General features: G+C 65.9%; 17 protein-coding genes, 2 tRNA genes and 1 pseudogene. 7 read left to right on the forward strand and 13 right to left on the reverse strand.

The window, feature by feature from the left end; genetic code table 11:
- Positions 1-8 precede the first annotated feature (8 nt).
- The 4 genes and pseudogenes from AC1RWI_RS16165 to AC1RWI_RS16180 form a co-directional block, all read left to right on the forward strand.
- Complete coding sequence (locus tag AC1RWI_RS16165; protein ID WP_492867429.1) at positions 9-995, forward strand: tripartite tricarboxylate transporter substrate binding protein; 987 nt, start codon at positions 9-11, stop codon at positions 993-995.
- A 7-nt stretch (positions 996-1,002) separates the two neighbouring features.
- A complete protein-coding gene (pcaD, locus tag AC1RWI_RS16170; RefSeq protein ID WP_492867431.1) occupies positions 1,003-1,791 on the forward strand; it encodes a 3-oxoadipate enol-lactonase in 789 nt (262 codons plus the stop codon).
- A gap of 117 nt (positions 1,792-1,908) precedes the next feature.
- Positions 1,909-2,175, forward strand: a complete 267-nt coding sequence (locus tag AC1RWI_RS16175; protein ID WP_492867433.1) for a FitA-like ribbon-helix-helix domain-containing protein — start codon at positions 1,909-1,911, stop codon at positions 2,173-2,175.
- A gap of 9 nt (positions 2,176-2,184) precedes the next feature.
- Positions 2,185-2,304: pseudogene (locus AC1RWI_RS16180) on the forward strand (VapC toxin family PIN domain ribonuclease); the annotation flags it as partial.
- A gap of 13 nt (positions 2,305-2,317) precedes the next feature.
- Here the strand turns inward: AC1RWI_RS16180 and AC1RWI_RS16185 are convergent.
- The gene (locus AC1RWI_RS16185; protein WP_236702146.1) at positions 2,318-3,163 is read right to left on the reverse strand and encodes a DUF3047 domain-containing protein; all 846 of its coding nucleotides are present in this window, start codon (positions 3,161-3,163) and stop codon (positions 2,318-2,320) included.
- 119 nt (positions 3,164-3,282) lie between these two features.
- Positions 3,283-4,026: an SDR family oxidoreductase gene (locus AC1RWI_RS16190; protein ID WP_492867435.1), complete on the reverse strand. Its 744-nt coding sequence runs from the start codon at positions 4,024-4,026 to the stop codon at positions 3,283-3,285.
- Between the two features lie 177 nt (positions 4,027-4,203).
- On the opposite strand from AC1RWI_RS16190, the gene AC1RWI_RS16195 reads away from it, so the two are divergent.
- Positions 4,204-5,127, forward strand: coding sequence for a LysR family transcriptional regulator (locus tag AC1RWI_RS16195; protein WP_492867437.1), 924 nt, complete (start codon positions 4,204-4,206; stop codon positions 5,125-5,127).
- Between the two features lie 14 nt (positions 5,128-5,141).
- On the opposite strand, the gene AC1RWI_RS16200 is transcribed toward AC1RWI_RS16195, so the two are convergent.
- The 6 genes from AC1RWI_RS16200 to AC1RWI_RS16225 all read right to left on the reverse strand — a co-directional run bounded on the left by AC1RWI_RS16200 (position 5,142) and on the right by AC1RWI_RS16225 (position 13,029).
- Complete coding sequence (locus tag AC1RWI_RS16200; protein ID WP_492867439.1) at positions 5,142-5,324, reverse strand: hypothetical protein; 183 nt, start codon at positions 5,322-5,324, stop codon at positions 5,142-5,144.
- A gap of 79 nt (positions 5,325-5,403) precedes the next feature.
- Entirely contained in the window at positions 5,404-8,499 is a 3,096-nt protein-coding gene (locus AC1RWI_RS16205; protein ID WP_492867441.1) for an efflux RND transporter permease subunit, read from the reverse strand.
- A gap of 1 nt (position 8,500) precedes the next feature.
- Positions 8,501-9,682 (reverse strand): efflux RND transporter periplasmic adaptor subunit, encoded by a 1,182-nt coding sequence (locus AC1RWI_RS16210; protein ID WP_052494851.1) that lies wholly within the window; start codon positions 9,680-9,682, stop codon positions 8,501-8,503.
- Positions 9,683-9,703: 21 nt separating this feature from the next.
- Positions 9,704-10,954: a TolC family protein gene (locus tag AC1RWI_RS16215; protein WP_236702147.1), complete on the reverse strand. Its 1,251-nt coding sequence runs from the start codon at positions 10,952-10,954 to the stop codon at positions 9,704-9,706.
- A 624-nt stretch (positions 10,955-11,578) separates the two neighbouring features.
- The gene (locus tag AC1RWI_RS16220) at positions 11,579-12,265 is read right to left on the reverse strand and encodes a DUF746 domain-containing protein (RefSeq protein ID WP_492867443.1); all 687 of its coding nucleotides are present in this window, start codon (positions 12,263-12,265) and stop codon (positions 11,579-11,581) included.
- A gap of 158 nt (positions 12,266-12,423) precedes the next feature.
- Positions 12,424-13,029 (reverse strand): response regulator transcription factor, encoded by a 606-nt coding sequence (locus tag AC1RWI_RS16225; protein WP_492867445.1) that lies wholly within the window; start codon positions 13,027-13,029, stop codon positions 12,424-12,426.
- An 80-nt stretch (positions 13,030-13,109) separates the two neighbouring features.
- On the opposite strand from AC1RWI_RS16225, the gene AC1RWI_RS16230 reads away from it, so the two are divergent.
- A complete protein-coding gene (locus tag AC1RWI_RS16230; protein ID WP_082055040.1) occupies positions 13,110-14,747 on the forward strand; it encodes a sensor histidine kinase in 1,638 nt (545 codons plus the stop codon).
- Positions 14,748-14,940: 193 nt separating this feature from the next.
- On the opposite strand, the gene AC1RWI_RS16235 is transcribed toward AC1RWI_RS16230, so the two are convergent.
- The 3 genes from AC1RWI_RS16235 to AC1RWI_RS16245 form a co-directional block, all read right to left on the reverse strand.
- Positions 14,941-15,017 (reverse strand) — tRNA-Asp (locus AC1RWI_RS16235).
- A gap of 78 nt (positions 15,018-15,095) precedes the next feature.
- Positions 15,096-15,171, reverse strand: a tRNA-Glu gene (locus AC1RWI_RS16240).
- 209 nt (positions 15,172-15,380) lie between these two features.
- On the reverse strand, positions 15,381-15,782 hold the full coding sequence (locus tag AC1RWI_RS16245) for a hypothetical protein (RefSeq protein ID WP_043352981.1): 402 nt from the start codon (positions 15,780-15,782) through the stop codon (positions 15,381-15,383).
- Positions 15,783-15,950: 168 nt separating this feature from the next.
- Here AC1RWI_RS16245 and AC1RWI_RS16250 point away from each other — a divergent pair, with 168 nt between their 5' ends.
- Positions 15,951-16,478: a metal-dependent hydrolase gene (locus AC1RWI_RS16250; RefSeq protein ID WP_492867448.1), complete on the forward strand. Its 528-nt coding sequence runs from the start codon at positions 15,951-15,953 to the stop codon at positions 16,476-16,478.
- Positions 16,479-16,648: 170 nt separating this feature from the next.
- Here AC1RWI_RS16250 and AC1RWI_RS16255 read toward each other — a convergent pair whose 3' ends face one another.
- Positions 16,649-17,482, reverse strand: a complete 834-nt coding sequence (locus AC1RWI_RS16255; RefSeq protein ID WP_492867450.1) for a hypothetical protein — start codon at positions 17,480-17,482, stop codon at positions 16,649-16,651.
- A gap of 253 nt (positions 17,483-17,735) precedes the next feature.
- Positions 17,736-19,142: an MFS transporter gene (locus AC1RWI_RS16260; protein WP_052494852.1), complete on the reverse strand. Its 1,407-nt coding sequence runs from the start codon at positions 19,140-19,142 to the stop codon at positions 17,736-17,738.
- Between the last annotated feature and the right edge of the window lie 5 nt (positions 19,143-19,147).

Here is a 19,147-nt window from a genome sequence, read left to right on the forward strand (position 1 = left end):
AGACTCTGATGCGCTTGCCATTCCTGCGCGCCTGGGCCGCCTGCGCCTGTGCGCTGGCCACCCTGGCCGTGCTGCCATCCGGCGCCCACGCCGACACCTATCCCGATCACCCGATCCGCTGGGTCGTGCCATTCCCCGCGGGCGGCGCGATGGACAATATCGCCCGCACGCTGGGCGAGGAAATGTCGAGGAGCCTGGGCCAGTCCATCGTGGTGGAAAACCGCCCCGGCGCCGGTGGCAATATCGGCGCCGAGATGGTGGCGCGCTCGCCCGCGGATGGCTACACGCTGATCATTGTCGCCAACGGCATGGCGGTGAACCCCGCGCTGTACGGCCGCCTCAGCTACGACCCGGTGAGGGATTTCGCGCCGGTCTCGCTCCTGGCTGTGGTGCCTAACGTGCTGGTCACCAGCAAGGCCAAGAAGCTGCCCGCCACGGTGCCCGACCTGATCGCCGCGGCGCGCGCCACGCCGGACAAGTACACCTATGCCTCCGCCGGCAACGGCACTTCGATCCACCTGGCCGGCGAACTGTTCACTTCGCTCACCGGCGTCAAGATGCTCCACGTGCCCTACAAGGGCAGCGGCCCGGCCATGACGGACCTGCTGGGCGGCCAGGTTGACTATATGTTCGACAGCATCACCTCGGCCAAGCCGCATATCGACTCCGGCAAGCTCACGCCCATCGCGGTGACCACCGCCAAGCGCTCGTCGACGCTGCCGAACGTGCCGACCCTGGCCGAAGCCGGCGTCAAGGGCTATGACCTGTCGCCATGGTTCGCCGCCTTCGTCCCGGCCAAGACGCCGCCCGCCGTGGTCGCACGCCTGAACCAGGCCATGGTGGACGCGCTGGCCAAGCCGTCGGTGCGTACCCGCCTGGCCGCCATCGGCGCCGAGCCGATCGGCAGCACGCCCGCGCAATTGGGCAAGCACCTCGCTGCCGAAACCGATAAATGGGGCAAGCTGATCCGCGAACGCGGCATCCGCGCGGACTGAGAACGCCATGACCACTGCATTGCACCAAGGCATCGCGCTGCATTACGAGATCGAGGGGGCGCCCAACGCGCCCGTGCTGGTCATGTCCAACTCGCTGGGCACGGACATGCAGATGTGGGCGCCGCAGATGGATAGCCTGCTGCCGCGCTTTCGCGTGCTGCGCTACGACACCCGTGGCCACGGGGGCTCCGGCCTGCCGTCCCCGGCCGCGGCGCCGTTCGGGTTTGCCGAACTCGGCCAGGACGTGCTGGCCATCATGGATCACGCCGGCATCCAGCGCGCGCATTTTTGCGGACTGTCGATGGGCGGCATGACCGGCATGTGGCTGGCGGCCAATCACCCCGAGCGTTTCGACCGCTTCGTGCTGGCCAATACCGCCGCCCTCATCGGCCCGGCCAGCGGCTGGGACACGCGCATCCAGACGGTACGCAGCCAGGGCATGGCCGCCATCGTCGATGCGGTGCTGGCGCGCTGGTTCAGCGCCGCCTGGCTGGCCGGCAACGCTGCGCGCATCACGCCGGTGCGCCAGATGCTGCTGGACGCATCGCCCGAAGGCTACACCGCCAACTGCGCCGCCGTGCGCGACGCCGACCTGCGCGCGCAGCTGCAGCGTATCGCCAGCCCGGTGCTGGTGATTGCCGGCACGCATGACCTGGCCACCACGCCGGCGCAAGGTCGCGAAGTGGCGCAAGGGATTGCCGGGGCGCGCTACATGGAGCTGGACGGCGCCCACTTGTCGAACTGGGAGCAGCCGGAGGGGTTTGCGCAGGCGGTTTGCGGGTTCCTGGCAGGTTGAGGCGGATGGCTCACTCGTACTGCAGAGGTGTCATTGCGATGCGATCCATGATTGCATCGTAACGACATCAATGCTATCAATGCTATCGTTTTTGGATGGCATCGTAGGAGGACGATCATGGCAAATCTGCTGGTTCGAGGGATTGATGAAGCGCTGGTACAGCGGCTGCGTGAGCAGGCTGCCACACACGGTCGCAGCGCTGAGGCCGAGCACCGTGAAATTCTTGCGCGGGCGTTGCACACGACCAGGCGCAAGCGCTTTGCCGAGGTGTTGGAAAGCATGCCGGATGTCGGCGAGGACAGCGATTTCGAGCGCGTCGATCAGCCGGGCGGGGCCGCGCATGTATTTGATCGGACAATGACACCAATGTCATCAGTGAGATGAGGAAGCGCGGAGCATGCCTTGGACAAACTGATCGCGGCGACGGCGCTGATTCACAACCTCACCGTGGTGACGCGCAACGTTAGCGATTTTGCCGATACCGGGGTGCGTGTTCTGAACCCCTTTGAATGACTGGCAGGCGACGCTACTTCGCCGCCCCGAACCGTATATCCCCATACCAGGCACGCGCGTTCCCGCCCGTGTTGTCGGTATCGGTGAGCAGGCCGTAGGCGGTCAGCTTGCCGGGCTTCTCCTTGAAGGCATGCTCGAAATCCTGCTCCACGTTGCGGCTCAGCGTGAGCCACTTGCCGGCGGCGTCGGCTCCGCCTGACACCACGATCATCTTGACCCGCGAGGTGTGGGGGTTGTCGATGACCGTGCCGACCGGCGCGGTGTTGGACCAGATGTACATCAGCGTGGCATAGGGCAGTTCCTCGCCCGCCAGCGCCTTGGCCAGCTTGATGGCCGTGCGCTCGCCCAGCGATAGCTTGTCCGTATCTCCATCGAACATGAACACCAGGCGCGCCGGCGCGTCTTCCATGGCGGCGACGCTGTTGTCGGCCGCATCGATCGCGTGTTCCACCTTCCAGCGCCAGCTGACCTGCGGGGTGGCCTCCAGGTCCAGGTTGTTGCCCTTGTGCATCAGCGCGGAGGCGGAGGCGGCCGCGTCGGCTTCGAGCACCGTGGCGTGGTCCTGCGCCACCAGGCTGTAGTGGGTCGACGCCTTGCCGTGCGCCACCGGCAGGTTCTTCCACCCGGCCGGCAACGGGCCGCCGGGCGTGCCGGCGGAGAAGGCGGCGCCGGGGGCGGCCGCCGGCGCCGATGCTGCCGATGCCTGCGCTTGGGCCGGCGCAGCGTGCGCGAGCAGCAGGCCGCAGGCTAGCAGGGTGGCCAGCACGTGCGCGCGAGGCGCCAGCGAGCGGGGGGAATGCGTCAAAGCCGGATGGGGGATCATGATCGATTGCCCGATGGTCGCGATGGTCGCCGTCATTGTTCTTATTGTCTCCATTGTAGGAAGCGGCCCGGGCCTTTGAGCGCGCGACATGTTGCCGTTCGCGGCAGCGGCCGCCCCTGCCGGCCAGGGCGCTGCCCGCCGGCTTCAGCCAGCGCTCAGGCCATGCCGCCGTTGGCGCGCAGGATCTGGCCGTTGACCCAGCCGGCATCGGCGCCGGCGAGCAAGGCGACGACGCAGGCGATGTCTTCCGGCTGGCCCAGGCGTTGCAGCGGGGGCATCTTGGCGAATGCCTGGATCTGCGCTTCGGTCTTGCCGTCGAGGAACAGCGAGGTAGCGATCGGGCCGGGAGCCACGGCGTTGACCGTGATGTTGCGGCCGCGCAGTTCCTTGGCGAACACGTGCGTGAACGCCTCCACCGCTGCCTTGGTGGCGTTGTAGACGGCATAGCCGGGCATGTTCAGCGCCAGCGTGGTGCTGGAGACATTGACGATGCGCCCGCCATCCGCAAGCCGCGTGGCGGCTTCGCGCAGGGTGTTGAAGGTGCCGCGCACGTTGATGCCAAAGGCCTGTTCATAGAGCGCGTCGCTGGTGTCGGCCAGCGGCACCGTCTTGAGCACGCCAGCGTTGTTGACCAGCACGTTCACCTTGCCCAGTTGCTGCTCGGTGATCTCGAACAGGCGGCGCACATCGTCGGCCTTGGACACATCGGCCTGCACTGCGATGGCCGACCCGCCAGCGGCCTTCAGCTCGGCCACGAGAGCATCGGCCTGGGCCGCGCCGGCCGCGTAGTTGATGGCGACGGCGAAACCATCCTGCGCCAGGCGCCTGGCAACGGCGGCACCGATGCCGCGGGATGCGCCCGTGACGATGGCGACTTGGGTGGGGTTGGCGTTGTTCATGATCCGTTTCTTTTCAGGTGGTGGGTTGGTGGGGCGGTGGGTAGGTTGGTGAAACGGATCATGGATCATTCCTGTGCAAAGATAATTGTTGGTATTTTGATATCATTGCTCCGTTTGTATTAACAATAGGGCGCCCCAGGGTCTTTCATTGCCCACTCCGGCCCCGTTCAGCGACGCATGGACCGATTCCAGGAAATGCAGGCCTTCGTGCGCATCGCCGAGCGCCAGAGCTTCACCCAGGCCTCCGAGGATCTCCAGATCCCGCGCGCCACCATCACCAACCTGATCAAGCGCATGGAACAGCGGCTCGGCGCCCGGCTGCTGGAGCGCACCACCCGCACAGTGCGGCTCACGCACGACGGCGAAGCGCACTACCGGCGCTGCGTGCGCCTGATAGCCGACCTGGAAGAAGCGGAGGGGTCATTCCGGGATACCGCGCCCAAGGGCCTGCTGCGCGTGAACCTGCAGGGGACACTGGCCCGGCATTTCGTGGTGCCGGCGCTGCCGGATTTCCTGGCGCTCTATCCCGAGCTGGAAATCCATATTGGCGAGGACGACCGGCTGGTCGACCTGGTGCGCGAGGGAATCGATTGCGTGCTGCGCGCGGGCAACCTGCAGGATTCGTCGATGGTGGGTCGGCGGGTTGCGCTGCTGGAGCAGGTGACCGTGGCCAGCCCCGCGTACCTGGCCCGCCATGGCGAACCGGCGGATCTTGATGCATTGTCGGCGCACCGCGCGGTCAACTACATCTCCAGCAGCACCGGCAAGCCGGTACCGCTGGAGTTCACGGTTGCTGGCCGCGTGACGGCCGTGCAACTGGCGACTGCCATTTCGGTCACCGGCGCCGATCTCTACACCGGCGCCGCGGTGGCCGGACTGGGGCTGGTCCAGGTGCCGCGCTATCGGGTGGCGGGAGCGTTGCGCCAGGGCCGCTTGCAGGTCGTGCTGGCGGACCTGCCGCCGCCGCCGATGCCGGTGTCGGTGCTGTATTCGCAGAACCGCCAGCTATCGTCGCGGGTGCGGGTGTTCGTGCAGTGGTTGCGCGATGTGTTCGCGGCAGGCGCCGATGGGAACGAAGGCTTGATTCCTGTCGGCGCCTGAGGCGTGCCGGCCGGTTATTTCCGCACGTTGGACGGCAGCACCGAGTTCCGGCTGGACTGCTTGGCGGATTGCCCTGACTGCGCCGACTGCCCCTTGCCACTGGCCGACGACTTCGGCGCCGCGGCGCCGGCAACCCCGATGCCGGCGCAAAGCAGGATGGCGAGCAGTGCCGCCGGTGCATTCTTTCGCATGTTCATGATGGACTCCCGTTGCGTGGCCGGTCCGCCCGGGGCGTGCCGGCCACTGGTTGGTTCAGGTTCAGGTTCAAATTCCGGCTCAGATGCCTTCGGGCGGCGTCAGCGAGGCCGCGTCCGGGCCGCCCTTGCGCCCGCGATGGCGGTTGACCCAGGAGAACACCACCGGAAGCACCAGCAGCGTCAGCAGCGTGGTGGTCACCATGCCGCCCACGATCACCAGCGCCAGCGGGCGTTGCGCCTCCGAGCCGATGCCGTGCGACAGCGCCGCCGGCAACAGCCCCAGGCCAGCCAGCATGGCCGTCATCACCACCGGGCGCAGGCGCAGCGCCGCGCCCTCGACCACGGCTGCATGCAGATCGTCGGACTGCGCCAGCCGGTTGACGTAGGAGATCAGGATCACCCCGTCCTGGATCGCGATGCCGAACAGCGACAAGAAGCCGATGCCCGCCGAGATCGATAGGGTCTCTCCCGCGATATGCAGCGCCAGCAAGCCGCCGATGGCCGCGAATGGCACGTTCAGCACCACCATCAGCGCATCCTTGAAGTTGCCGAAGGTGCTGTACAGCAGCAGGAAGATTACCAGGATGGTCAGCGGCACGATCACCGCCAGCTTCTTCTGCGCGATCTTCATCTGGTTGAACTGGCCATCCCAGAAGATGCTGTAGCCTGCCGGCAGCGTCACCGCCTTGCCCACCTTGTCCTGCGCCTCGGCCACCGCGCTGCCAAGATCCCGTCCGCGCACGCCGAACTTGATGGCGATATAGCGCTTGCCGGTCTCGCGGTAGACAAAGAACGGCCCGTCGGTGGCTTCCACCTTGGCCACCATCGACAGCGGAATGCGCTGGCCGTCCGGCGTATCCACCAGCAAGCGGTTGATGACATCCGGGTTGTTGCGCGCCTGGTCGTTGAGCCGCACCGACAGGCCGAAGGTCTTCTCGCCTTCCAGGATGTTGGTGACCGCATCGCCGCCGATTGCAAACTGCACGGCGGACTGGATGTCGCTCACATTCATGCCGAAGCGCGCGCTCTTCTCGCGGTCCACCGTGATGTTCAGCGTGGGCTGGCCGAGTTCCTTGAAGATGCCGACGTCAGCCAGGCCCGGCACCTTCTTCAGGATGGACTCGACCTCCTTGGCCTTGTCCTGCAGCGTCACCAGGTCGGAGCCGTAGATCTTCACCGAGTTCTCGCCCTTGACCCCGGACAGCGCCTCGTTCACATTGTCCTGGATGTACTGCGAGAAGTTGTACTCGATGCCCGGGATACGATCCAGGTGCCTGGACAGGCGTTCCACCACCTGCTGCTTGGTCGCGCCCTTGGGCCAGTCGGCCGGGGGCTTGAAGTACAGCGCGTATTCCTGGTTGAACACGCCGGTGGAGTCAGTGCCGTCGTCCGGTCGGCCAATCTGCACCGACACGGTCTTCACCTCGGGCTGCTGGCGGAAGAAGCCGCGCAGGTCGCGTGCGACGGAGGCCGAGTAGTCGAGATCCACGGTGTTGGGCAGCGTGATGCGCAGCCACAGGTTGTTCTCCTCCAGCGTGGGCAGGAACTCGGTGCCGAGGTAGCGCGAGCTGTACAGCGTGCCGGCCAGGCCGATGAATGCGGCCAGGAACACCAGGCCGGGCTTTTTCAGCAGCTTGCGTAGCAGCGGCTTGTAGGCGCTCAGGATGATGGCAATGAATTTCGGCGAGTGCGGCCGCAGCGAGCCGCGGAACACAAAGGATGTCACCGCCGGCACGAAGGTCAGCGCCAGCACGATCGAGGCCAGCAGCGCGAAGCCCATGGTGAAGGCCATCGGCTTGAAGATGATGCCTTCCACCCCGCCCATGAAGAACAGCGGCGAGTAGGCCACGATGATGATGCCGGTGGAGAAGATCATGGCGCGCTGGACCTCGCTGGTGGCCCTGACGATGCCATCCTCCACGTTGGTCTCGCCCTCCTCCAGGTGGCGCATGATGTTCTCCATTACGATCACCGCCGCATCCACGATCAGCCCGAAATCGATCGCCCCTAGCGAGATCAGGTTGGCCGGCACCTTGAAGTGGGCCATGTTGATGAACGACACGCACAGCGCCAGCGGGATCACCGCCGCCACCACCGCCGCGGCGCGGAAGCTGCCGAGGAAGATGAACAGCACGATCAGCACCAGCGAGATACCGACGAACAGCGCATGCTCGACGGTACCCATGGTGATGTCGAGCAGGTTCTGCCGGTCATAGAAGGTCTTGACCTCGATGCCCTTCGGCAGCACGTTCTGGTTGATGTCGGCGATCTTGTCGCGCACCCGCGCCAGGACCTCGGTGGCGTTCTCGTCGCGCTTCATCAGCACGATGCCTTCGACGATATCGTCGTGCTGGTCGAACTGCACCATGCCCAGGCGCGGCGTGTTGCCCACCCGCACCTCGGCGATATCGCGCACCCGCACCGGCACGCCGTTGGACACCGACACGGTGACGTTGCGGATGTCGTCGAGCGTTTGCAGCAGGCCCACGCCGCGCACCACGAACTGCTGCTCGCCGGCCTTCATCAGGCCGCCGCCGGCGTTGGCGTTGGCATTCGACACCGCATCCACCACCTGCTTGAGCGAGAGCCCATAGGCCTGCAGCTTCTCCGGCGTCGGCACGATCTGGTATTGCTTGACCTTGCCGCCAAAGGCGGTGATGTCGGCCACGCCCGGGACGTGCTTGATCTCCTTGTAGACGTTGTAGTCCTGGTAGGTCTTCAGCGTGGTCACGTCGATGCCGTCGGCCTCGATCCGGTAGCGCAGGATTTCGCCGGTGGCGTCGCCGTCCGGCGACAGGTTGGGCTGCACGCCCGGCGGCAGGTTGGCTTGTGACAGGTAGGTGACGAAGTTCTGGCGGGCCTTGAAGTTATCCACGCCCTCCTTGAACTTGACGGTCACAACAGACAGCCCGAACAGCGAGACCGAGCGGAAGGACTGCACGTCGGGCACGCTGGCCAGCGCGTTCTCCACCGGAATCGTGATCTGCTGCTCGACCTCCACCGTGCTGCGGCCAGGCCATTGCGTAATAGCCTGCACCGTGACCGGCGCCACGCCCGGGTACGCCTGCAGCGGCAGCTGCAGGAAGCTCAGCACGCCGGCCGCCAGCAGGCCAACGGCCAGGAAGACGATCACCAGGCGCCGCTTGAGGATGCTCTTGATTGGCGAGAAGACCATCTCAGGCCTCCTGCTTGAGCAGCATTTCGTTGAGCAGCATGCCGCCTTGCGTCACCACCCGCACCGACGCGCCGGCCGGCACGCCTTCGGTCACCTGGAAGGTGCCGTCGCTGCGCGGCGTGCCCTGCACAGCCACGCGCTCGATGTGCTTGTCGTCCGGCTGCGTCATCAGGTAGAGCTTGCCCTGGTCCTTGACGATGGCCGATTGCGGCACCACCAGCGCCTGCGCGCTGCCGGTGACGATGCGCGCGGTGGCGTACATCTCCGGCTTGAGCGTGCCGTCCGGGTTGGGCACATCGCAGCGTACCTGCAGCGTGTGCGTATCGGCGTCGACATTGGGCGCGATAAAGCTGACGCGCCCGCGGTAGTGCCGGCCCGGGTAGGCCGGGGTCTCGATCTCGATGACCTGGCCCAGGCGCACGTTCTTGATGTCGTTCTCGTACAGGTTGCCGGTGAACCAGATCGAGCGGGTGTCGATGATGCTCATCAGCGAGTCGCCGACATTGAGGTAAGAGCCGGGGTCCATGTCGCGCTTGACGATGGTGCCGCCGATCGGCGCGCGGATGGTCAGCGTGTCGGAGGCCACACCGCGCTCGCGGATGCGGGCGATGTCCTCGGTGGTCGCGCCCAGCACGCGCAGCTTGTTCTCGGAGGATTGCATGGTCAGGCGGGCATCGTCCACCAGTTCCTTCAGGTCGCTGTTGCTGAGCGTCTTGAAAGCATTGTGCGAGAGCAGGAATTCGTTCTGCGCGGAGATGTACTCGGGCGAGTACAGCTCGGCCAGCGGCTGGCCGGCATGCACCACGGCCCCCTCGAACACCAGGATGCGCTCGACGCGGCCGGCCACGCGGGCCGAGGCCAGCTTGGCCTGCTGCACGTTGTAGGCCAGCTTGCCGGGTGTGGGCGTATCGACCGTCACCGCCTGCGTGCTGAACACCGCGGACTTGACCGCGTTCGGGTCGAAGCCGCCTTCGGGCAGCGTCAGCAGCGACGGCACGCGGCGCGGCTTCGCCGCCTCGGGCTTGGCGTAGGGCGCGGCCATGCCGGCCTTGCCGGCTTGCTCCGCCTGTTGTGCCTGCTGTGCGTGTTCAGCCTGTTGGGACTGGGCCCAGTACTTCCCGCCCCAGATACCGCCGGCCAGGACCACCACAAAGCCAGCGCCGATCATCAGATTCTTGTTCATAGGTTCAAGGCCTTGCGGCCATCAGAATTTGTCCCGGCCCACCGCGGCGGCGAGCGTGTAGTAAGCCTGGCGCGCCTCGGACTCGGCCTGCGTCACCGCCAGTTCCGCGTTCTTGAGCGCGGAGCTGGCGGTCAGCAGGTCGGTGAAGGCGGCATTGTTGTTGGCATAGTTGGTGAAGGCCATCTTGTAAGCGGTCATGGCCTCAGGCAGTTGCCGCTGGCGCAGGAACTCGGCCTGGTTCACCGACTGGCGCAGGTTGTTGTGCGCGGTATCCACCGCCAGCAGCGTCTGCTGGCGCACCGACTGGTCATTGGCGTCGGACGCCACCTTGTTGGCCACGGCTTCATCCACGCCGTACTTCTCCTTTGTGAAGAAGAACAGCGGGATGATCACGTCGAACTCGATGCCGTAGCTGGCCGGCTTGAAGCCCAGCGGCGGGTTGTTGCCATTGAAGGTGCCGATGATCTGGAAGTCAGGCAGGTAGGCCTTGCGGGCCAGGCGCACGCCCTTCTCGGCCGCTTCCACCAGGAAGCGCGAGGCCCGCACATTGGGATGCTCGCGCAGGGCCATGTCTTCCAGCTCGGGCAGCGGTGTGGGCGGCAGGCGCACCGCGCTGGCATCGGGGCGCAGCTCCAGCGGGAACTCGGGATTCTTGCCGATCAGCGTGTTGATGGTCTTGAGCGCGTTGTCATACTGGCGCTCCAGGCCAAACGTGTCGTTCTGCGCGCTGCTCTGCGCCACCTGGGCATTGAGGTAGTCCACATAGCCCGCCGCGTTGTTGGCGTAGCGGATGCGCGCCACCTGCTTGACCTGCTCCAGCCGCTTGAGATTGAGGCGCAGCACATCGAGCTGCGCCTTCTGCGCCAGCGCCTGGAAGTAGGTCGTGCTCAACTGCGCGTAGAGCTGCAAGTACAGCGCGTCGCGTTGCGCGTCGATCGATTCGGCTTGCGTGTTGGCGATATCGGCGGCCAGCGCCTTCTTGCCGGGGAACGGGATCGACTGCGTGAGCGTGTAGCTGAAGCTCTCGGCGCGCGCCAGCGCCAGCGGGCTGTTCTTGGGCAGGTTGCCCCAGATAAAGCCCACCTGCGGGTTGTTCGGCGCGGCGATCTGCGGCACGGTGGCCTTGGCCGCCATATAGAGCGAGCGGGCCTGGATCAGTTGCGGGTTGCTGGCGCGCAACTCCTCCGACAGCTCCCACAATGAGAACCCGGGGCCAACGAGGCCCTTTGTCTTCTCTTCGGCACTCAGCGTGGCCGCTGGCGTGGCGCTCACCCCAGCGCCGCGCGGCGCTGCCTGATCCCACCCGCTGGCCGGCGCTTTGCCCGCAGCAGGCGCATTCTGCACAGGCGGAACAAGCGGGACCGGATCGGTATCTCCGCTCAGTTGAACACCCCATGCGACCCGAGCCGAAAAGACCAGGATGACGGCTGCTCCAACTTTTCTGTTAGTTGGTTTTTTAATCATAAACACTCCCATCGCTACTTGTAGCAGTTATGACAGGACAAACTTTCAATTGCCCTTCCAGAACATTGCAAATGGCTTTCGGAAATTTAGGGGATTACCCGCGTGGGGAATTGGAGATTGGAGCCCAGCGTCGATAATTCCACAGGGCGATAGCAGAATCGCTATCTTAACCATCAGGATCGCCATGTCACGCCGCAAGCCGGTCGGCGCGCGCTGCCCCATAAAATGGGCGAAATGCAGGAAGTGGCCGGGACTATCTATTCCATGGGACGCTTTGTGTTCGGCGTGAGAAATAAATAGATGGCCGTATTTAAATGAAATAGGATAACCACATCGAAATCAATATGGATTGATCGATGTTATTGCTGGTTAAATCAGGTCCAGGGCCGTGAAAAAAAGATCCTGCCTTTCCCTTGTCTGGTCTATTCCGCGCTAGTGCGCCGTCTGTTCGCATAGCGGGCACACCCGGATCAACAAGGGTGCGTTTTCCATTTCGGCGAGCGCATCGCTATCGTCGGAGGCGACGGTGCACTTGCATTTGCGCGCCGCGCTTGCGGGCGCGCCGCGGGCGTTCGCCGGCAGTACGGCGTAACGAACGCCGAGCTGCACGCGCCGCTCCCAGTCGCCTTGCGGATCCAGCGTCAGCAGCCACAAGCGGGTCTGGATCGACCAATGCCTGACGGTTTCACTTTTGATCCCCAGGCGCCGCGCCGCCTCTGCGACCGACATCTGCTGGGAGGCCAGGTTGAAGAAGGCTTCCGCCTTGTCCTCCAGCCTGAGCCGCGCCATGGGCGTGCCGGTGAGCCGGCTGAAGCGCTGGCGGCAACCGGCGCAATGAAAGAGCGGCAGGCTGCTGCCATCGGTACCGTCATAGGTCGACTTGCCGGCCCGGCAGCGCGGGCATTGCGGCGGCCGCTGGCTGGCGCTGTGCAGCCTGCGCCATGCGGACAGCAGGAACGCTGTCAGGTCGGCATCGCAGACGCCCGCCGCGCCGCTCGCCCGCACATGGATCAGCGTCGTGGCACGGCGCAGGTCGTCCGCATGGGGATACACGTTCGCGCGGCTGGCGGTGGGATCGACCTCGGCTCGCGTAGGTCGTTGCTGCTGAAATCTGCTCATATCGTCGGCGCGGGTAGATCCGGCCGTGACGCCGTGGACCCCGGGGCTGGCGCCCTGGTCGTAAAATCCCGCTAACCCGTGCTCCGGGAGCGATGAAATTGCGCCGATTCTATGTGGATTGGCCGCCGCCGAGTACTGTGATTGATCACAGTAGGACTCTAGGGCTTGATGATGCCGGCGGACGCGGCCTTGACGACCGCTTCGATGCGGGTGGCGACGCCAAGTTTCTGGCGGGCGTTGTCAATGTGGAAGTCGACCGTGCGCTTGGACAGGCCCAGGATGGTAGCGATCTCGCCCGAGGTCTTGCCGCGCGCCGACCAAGCCAGCGCTTCCACCTCGCGCTCGCTGAGCTGCACGGCCGGCAGCCCCGGGCGTGTGCGCGCAACGCGCGCGAGGCGAGCCTCGACAATGCTGGACAATATGTCGAAATCGACCGGTTTGGTCACATAGTCGTCGGCTCCGAGCCTGCGCCCCCTGAGTTCGGCCTCGCGCTGCGCCAGCGCCGTGAGGAACACGAAGGGCATGTCGGCAAAGCGCGGCGCCAGCGCGGTGATCTTCTCCAGCAGTTCGAAGCCCGTCATCACTGGCATACTCACGTCGCAAAGGACTAGGTCCGGCGTGTCGCGCAGAATGGCGGCAAAACCTTGCTGGCCGTCGTGTGCGATGCTCACGGCAAAGCCCCGCTCGATCAACTCTTCGGCGATCAGCGCGGCCGTTTCGGCATCGTCCTCGATGCAGAGGATCTTCCGGCGGGCATCGGTCATGGTGGTCCTTGGTGGCGGCGGCTAGCCGCGTCTTGCGGCCCGCCGAGGTACAGCGTAGCGAAATTCAGGATAAAAGTCTTATGAATCACTCGATTCGTCCGGCGCCCGCCAGCCGGCGAGTGCGTCGCGGCCTGGGGCGGCGCCTGGTCGGGCTGCCGGATTCAGTGCCCATGCTCAGGCCGATTCGCGTCCGGCTGTCGCTTGTGTTCGTGCTGTTCCTGCTGCTGGTGGTGGGGGTGGGCCTGTTCGGCATCAACCGGCTCAGCAACTTTCACAGCGTGTCGGCGCAGATCAGCGGCCGCTGGCTGCTGAGCAACCGCATCCTGGGCGACCTCAACAATTATATTTCGGACTACCGCGCGTTCGAGGGCGACGCGCTGATCGCGACGACGCGCGCCGACCTGCGCGCGGCCGAGGGGCAGATCAGCAGGCTGGACGATGTGATCAAGGAGGTCGAGGCCCGCTATGGCAAGATCGAGCACGATCCGGCCGAGCTGGCGCTCTACGAACAGTTCATGGCGCAGTGGTCGGCTTACCGGCAACTGGTCGATCGCGTGGTCTCGCTGGCCCACCAGAAGGACACGACGCAGGCCGTGGCGCTTTATCGCGGCGAGTCGCGCCGCGCCTTCGAGCAGGCCAACGGCACGCTGGGCGTGCTGACCGAGCGCAACGTCGTCGGCGCCGCGCAGGCAACCGAGCGCGAGGCGGATGCCTATCACGAGGCCCGGCAACTGATTGCCGGCGCCATCCTGGTGTCGGGCTTCCTCGTGATCGCGGCGGTGATCTATCTGGTCAGGGCCGTGTCGAATCCCATCGCGGGGCTGGTCGAGCGCATGCACCGCATCATGGACAACGATCCTCACGTGGAGATCCCCGGCGCCGGGCGCAAGGATGAGATCGGTGAAATCGCCCGCGCCGTGGTGCGCTTTCGCGACAACACGATCGAACTGGAGCGCAGCAAGGCGGCGCTGGCCGCCCAGACCACGATGCTGCTGGACACGCTGGAAAACGAGCGGCGACTGGCGGTGCTCCAGCGCAATTTCGTCTCGATGGCCTCGCACGAGTTTCGCACGCCGCTCAATGTGATCGACGGCCATGCGCAGCGGCTCATGCGCATGAAGGAGGCGCCCACCGCCGAAGTCCTCGGTGAGCGCTGTGGGCGGATCCGCGTTGCCGTGCGGCGCATGACCAACCTGATCGACCACCTGCTCGATACCTCGCAACTGCTGGACGGCGGGCGTCTCGCCACGCTGCAAGGCGTCGACTTTTCACTGACCCTGCTGATGCACGAAGTCTGCGAGATGCACCGCGAGAGTTCCCCCACGGCCGTCATCGAGGAGATCGTCGAGCCTGGCGTGAATGAGATCTTCCATGGCGACGCCAAGCTGCTGTTCCAGGCCTTCAGCAACCTGGTTGGCAACGCGATCAAGTATTCGCCCGCAGGCACCCCGGTCACCGTGCATGTTTCCGGCGGCGCCGACATGATCCGCGTGTCCGTGTCCGATCGTGGCCTGGGCATCCCGGACAAGGACCGCGAGCACATCTTCGAGCGCTTTGTGCGCGGCGGCAATGTCGCCGGCACGGCAGGCGCGGGCGTTGGCCTGTACCTGGTCAAGCTGGCAGTCGATCTGCACCAGGGCGAGGTCCTGGTTACCAGCAAGGAAGGGCAGGGGTCGAGCTTCGTGGTCCGGCTGCCGCGCGTGGCGGCAGCGGGCTGAAGGCTTGGGCTGGCGTGGAGTGAGTCGCTTAGCCTGTTTCGCCGGCACAGGCGCTATCGCTGCGCGCAGGCGCCGGGCGGCGCATTCAATCGCAACTCGCGCCGGGTGCCGCATCAAGGGCAGGTATTCCAGGCCTGGAATAAAAAAAGGCTTGCTGCTATTTCGATAGCAGCAAGCCCTTACATATACTGACTGGCGGAGTGGACGGGACTCGAACCCGCGACCCCCGGCGTGACAGGCCGGTATTCTAACCAACTGAACTACCACTCCGCAGTGGCTGTGGAACCCGCTTGTCGCGGTTTCCGACGCTCGTGTTGAGGCTGCGCTTGGTGGCGTTGCTCTCGAAACTGGCGTCCCCAAGGGGATTCGAACCCCTGTACTCACCGTGAAAGGGTGATGTCCTAGGCCTCTAGACGATGGGGACTTAGACTTGCTCGCTACGTCATTTGCATTTCGTGTCGCGAGGGGCGCGATTATAGCGCCCTTTTTTTGCGATGGGAAGCCCCTGTTTATTCTCCCTCGCAAATCGTCAAACGGCGCGCATCGCCTAGCCATATTTGCCAGGACAGGGACAGGGGCAGGGCCGCGATGCTGTCCATGCGGGATCGCCTGCGTTTCGCGTTGACTCTCACGTCATTGGCGCCGCCGCTCGCGCATGGGGCCGTCGGCGTCGATGCTGCCGCCCGCGCTAAGCGGCCCATCGACGTTGACCGGCCCGTTGACCAGCATGTTGCCTTCCACCACCAAGGGTCCGTGCACGGTGAGCGGGCCGTGAAACACCTTTTGCCGCCCTGCGCCAGGCGGCTGTCCATAAACCGGTGGGCGATTGGCAAACCAGGCTGCGGTCAGCGGGCCGTGCGCAAGGACACTGCCGTCCACGGTCAGCGTGCCATGAACGGTGAGGGGGCCTTCCACCACCAGCGAGCCGCCGATGGTGAGCGGCCCGGATTCCACCGGCTGGCCATGTGCCGCCGCGGCTAGCCACAGGGATGCCGCCAGGATTGCGCGGGCCTGCCGGGCAGTTTGCGATCTCATGACCCGCTCCCAAGGTGCGCGGCGCGTTTGCCGCAAGCAGCTTCCAACTTAGTGCGCGCGGTGGATACGTGCAAGCCGAACCCGGGCTCCGAGCGCTGTTCTTTTGCGGTGCGATCTGCCACCATTGCGCCCCTTCATTTCATGGCCCCGGATGGGCGCATCAACGTAATGGCTTCCAGCAAAGCACACCATGCCACCGGATGGGCGGCAGGCCTCGCCGCCGCCGCGGTAGTCGCCAAGTCCGGTGCCGGCGGCCCGTATCACATGGCCGCGGTGCTTGCTTTTTTTGGGGGCGTGGCCGGCGGCGGCGCGCCTGACTGGCTGGAGGTCGCCTGGTGGTCCGGATCCCGCCGGCTGTGGATCACACACCGTACCTGGACGCACTGGGGCATCGCCTGGCTGGCGCTGCTGGTGTTCGCGCACCGCGCCCTGGGCGCGCATGCGCTGGCCGCGCCGGCGTTCGGGTTTGCCTGTGGCGGGCTGATGCACTTGCTGGCCGATTGGCCCAACCCACTCGGCGTGCCCTGGATTCTCGGGCGGCATTCGCTGAACTGGTGGAAGAGCGGACGCTGCGACCTGCTGGTGGTCGCGGCTTCGTGGATGGGCGCACTGGCGTTGTCGCGGCACGTGTGGTTCCACGGCACGCATGGGCTGGACTTGTTCCAGTACCTGCGGGCCTGGCACCTGCGGGTCTGAGCGCCTGAGCGAGCGCACAAAAAAAGAGGCGGCCACAAGGGGCCGCCGATCGGGAATGTCGAGGGAGGCAATTCCCTCACAGAAGACTAACGGCGCGCCAAAGTGCGACATGAACCCCACCGACGTGGGGTGATGATTTCGGCATATCGAGAGGTGGCCGGCGGCCGGCTTCAAGCCTCCAGGCAGGTCGCCGCCGTGCCCGGCTGGCTCGCGCCCGCGTCATGCCGGCTTTGCCGGCGCACTGCCGCCACCAGTTCGTCATGCGCGGCGTCGAGCCATGCGGTGCGATGGCGCACGGGGTCTCGCGGGGAGAGTGCATCGACGCTGACCTCGCGCAGGAAGTACTTCACCATGCTGCCCGCGCGCGCGGGCACGGGCATCATGCCCAGCAGTTGCCGGCGCTGCAGCAGGCCACGGTCAGCGGCATGGCCCAGCGCGGACCACGCGGTACGCCCCAGCGCCAGGTAGAGCGTCTGGTCATCCATCTGCCCGAGCGCGCCGAGGAACAGGTTCTCGAACACCCTGCGCAGCATCGGCACCGCCAGCAGTTCTTCCAGGTCGCCATCGAAGGCCAGGCCGCGCCGCGTGGTGGCATAGGGCAGCAAGGCCAGCGGCTGCAGCCGCTCGAAGCCTTCGTCCCACAGCGCCGCGGCGCCGGGCAGGCCGACCAGTTGCGCGATGCCGAAGTGATCCAGCATGCGAATCAGGTTGGGCCGCACGAGCGGGCCGCCGAGTTCCACGCGCCGTTTGTTCTCGCGCTGGATGGTGCGCCCGGGCGCATGCCGCTGCAGCAGGCTCTCGGTCAGCTCCGCCGCCAGCTGCACGTGGGTGTGCCCGGGCGTGGTGCTTACCAATGCCAGCCGCGCGCGCTCATGGCTGTGCTCGAACGGCACGTAGCACATCGCGTAGATGCCATCGCGAGCCACCAGCACAGGTTTGTCGATCACGGCTGCCGCCGTCGCGCGCCGGATGCGCGCGCAGTACTCTTCCAGGTAATTCGCCAAAATGTCCCCGCCTCACCACGATTTCTCTCTGGTACAGCCGCCCTGTAGCCGGGCTTACCTTTGCTAGCATGGTAGGCGCAGGCCGCACGGCAGGCAAAGCGGGCGGTGCCGCTTCCTGCCTGTAGCAACACAGGGTGTGTGGGCCAGCGAACCAATCGCGCCGGTACACCATCCCAATGAAGGATGGACGCAACCGGGTTACCCAGGCACTCATGGCGACGCTGGATCGATGGTTTGAGGGGTGGCGCGGCGATCAGTGCGCGGCATCGTGCTGGCCAACGGCAGGCCGCACAGCGGCGCGTGGCCGTGCCGAGGCGATCAGCAGCGCGGCGGTCGCAACAAAGGCGGGCAGCGAGAGCAGGCCGAATATCTTGCCAAAGCTCCATCCCAATCCCAGGATCTGCGCGCCCAGCAGCGCGCCGGCGATGCCGCCAAAGCGTCCAATGCCCAGCATCCAGGCCACGCCCGTGGCCCGGCATTGCGTGGGATAGAAGCCGGCGGCCAGCGTAGGCATGGAGGATTGCGCGCCGTTCATGCAGGTGCCGGCGGCAAACACCAGCACGCCGAGCAGGAACACATCCCCGGCGCCGTGGCCCACCGCATAGACCAGCGCGCCAGTCAGCGCGTAGGTGCCGGCCACGATGCGCCACGGATGGCCGCGGTCCATCAGCCAGCCCACGGTCAGCGTACCGATGCCACCGCCCAGCGGGAACAGGGCGGTGATGAGCGCGGCCTTCTCGATCGGGTAGCCCGCGTCGGCGAACAGCGTCGGCAGCCAGCTTGTCAGCAGGTAGAAGATCAGCAGTCCCATGAAGTACGTGGTCCACAGCAACACGGTGCCGCTGCGGAACTGCGGCATCAGGATGGTGCGCAGCGAGGAAGCGCCGGTGGGCGCGGCCTCTTGCACATGAAAGCGCTCGTCTGCGCGCAGTACGCCCGGGTGGACCTTGGACAACGCGGCGGCGATGCGCGCGTCCGGGGCCTTGCGCGCCACCAGGAAACGCACGGACTCCGGCAGGAAAAGGATCAGCAGCACGGCCAGCAGCAGCGGCGCCACGCCGCCCACCAGCAGCACCGAATGCCAGCCATAGTGCGGAATCAGCCAGGCTGCGGCAAAGCCGCCGGCCGAGGAGCCCAGCGTAAAGCCGCAGAACATGGCGTTGACCGCCAGCGAGCGGCGCCGCGTGGGCGCGTACTCCGACATCAGCGTGACCGCGTTCGGCATGGCTGCGCCCAGGCCGAGGCCAGTCAGGAAACGCAGCACCGTGAGCGCTTCGAGCGAGCTCGCGAAGGCCGAGGCCACGCTCCAGCCGCCGAAGCACAGCACCGAGCCGACCAGCACGCCCTTGCGGCCAAAGCGGTCGGCCAGCGGCCCTGCCACCAGCGCGCCGGCAGCCAGGCCGAACAAGGCCGCGCTCATCACCGGCCCGAGATGGGCGCGGCTGACGCCCCATTCCTTGGCCAGCATTGGCGCGATAAAGCCGATCGCCGCGGTGTCGAAGCCATCGGCCGCGACAATCAGGAAGCAAAGGATCAGGATGATCCACTGGAAGCGCGAGAACGGCTGGCTGTCGATGAACTGCTGGACGTCGATGCTGGTGCCGGGACGGCGCGCACGGTCAGGGGATGCGGCCGGCTGGCCGCTGTTTGGGGGCGTCATGGTGC

The sequence above is a fragment of the Cupriavidus sp. MPR-AND1C genome (genome assembly GCF_058809705.1).

Excerpts from the sequence above, each read along its gene's own strand:
- AC1RWI_RS16250 (WP_492867448.1), top strand. The coding sequence starts at position 15,951 with ATGGCTTCCAGCAAAGCACACCATGCCACCGGATGGGCGGCAGGCCTC.
- AC1RWI_RS16200 (WP_492867439.1), bottom strand. The coding sequence starts at position 5,324 with ATGAACATGCGAAAGAATGCACCGGCGGCACTGCTCGCCATCCTGCTT.
- AC1RWI_RS16195 (WP_492867437.1), top strand. The coding sequence starts at position 4,204 with ATGGACCGATTCCAGGAAATGCAGGCCTTCGTGCGCATCGCCGAGCGC.
- AC1RWI_RS16165 (WP_492867429.1), top strand. The coding sequence starts at position 9 with ATGCGCTTGCCATTCCTGCGCGCCTGGGCCGCCTGCGCCTGTGCGCTG.
- AC1RWI_RS16230 (WP_082055040.1), top strand. The coding sequence starts at position 13,110 with ATGAATCACTCGATTCGTCCGGCGCCCGCCAGCCGGCGAGTGCGTCGC.
- AC1RWI_RS16205 (WP_492867441.1), bottom strand. The coding sequence starts at position 8,499 with ATGGTCTTCTCGCCAATCAAGAGCATCCTCAAGCGGCGCCTGGTGATC.
- AC1RWI_RS16185 (WP_236702146.1), bottom strand. The coding sequence starts at position 3,163 with ATGACGGCGACCATCGCGACCATCGGGCAATCGATCATGATCCCCCAT.
- AC1RWI_RS16190 (WP_492867435.1), bottom strand. The coding sequence starts at position 4,026 with ATGAACAACGCCAACCCCACCCAAGTCGCCATCGTCACGGGCGCATCC.
- AC1RWI_RS16245 (WP_043352981.1), bottom strand. The coding sequence starts at position 15,782 with ATGAGATCGCAAACTGCCCGGCAGGCCCGCGCAATCCTGGCGGCATCC.
- AC1RWI_RS16175 (WP_492867433.1), top strand. The coding sequence starts at position 1,909 with ATGGCAAATCTGCTGGTTCGAGGGATTGATGAAGCGCTGGTACAGCGG.
- AC1RWI_RS16225 (WP_492867445.1), bottom strand. The coding sequence starts at position 13,029 with ATGACCGATGCCCGCCGGAAGATCCTCTGCATCGAGGACGATGCCGAA.
- AC1RWI_RS16210 (WP_052494851.1), bottom strand. The coding sequence starts at position 9,682 with ATGAACAAGAATCTGATGATCGGCGCTGGCTTTGTGGTGGTCCTGGCC.
- pcaD (WP_492867431.1), top strand. The coding sequence starts at position 1,003 with ATGACCACTGCATTGCACCAAGGCATCGCGCTGCATTACGAGATCGAG.
- AC1RWI_RS16220 (WP_492867443.1), bottom strand. The coding sequence starts at position 12,265 with ATGAGCAGATTTCAGCAGCAACGACCTACGCGAGCCGAGGTCGATCCC.
- AC1RWI_RS16260 (WP_052494852.1), bottom strand. The coding sequence starts at position 19,142 with ATGACGCCCCCAAACAGCGGCCAGCCGGCCGCATCCCCTGACCGTGCG.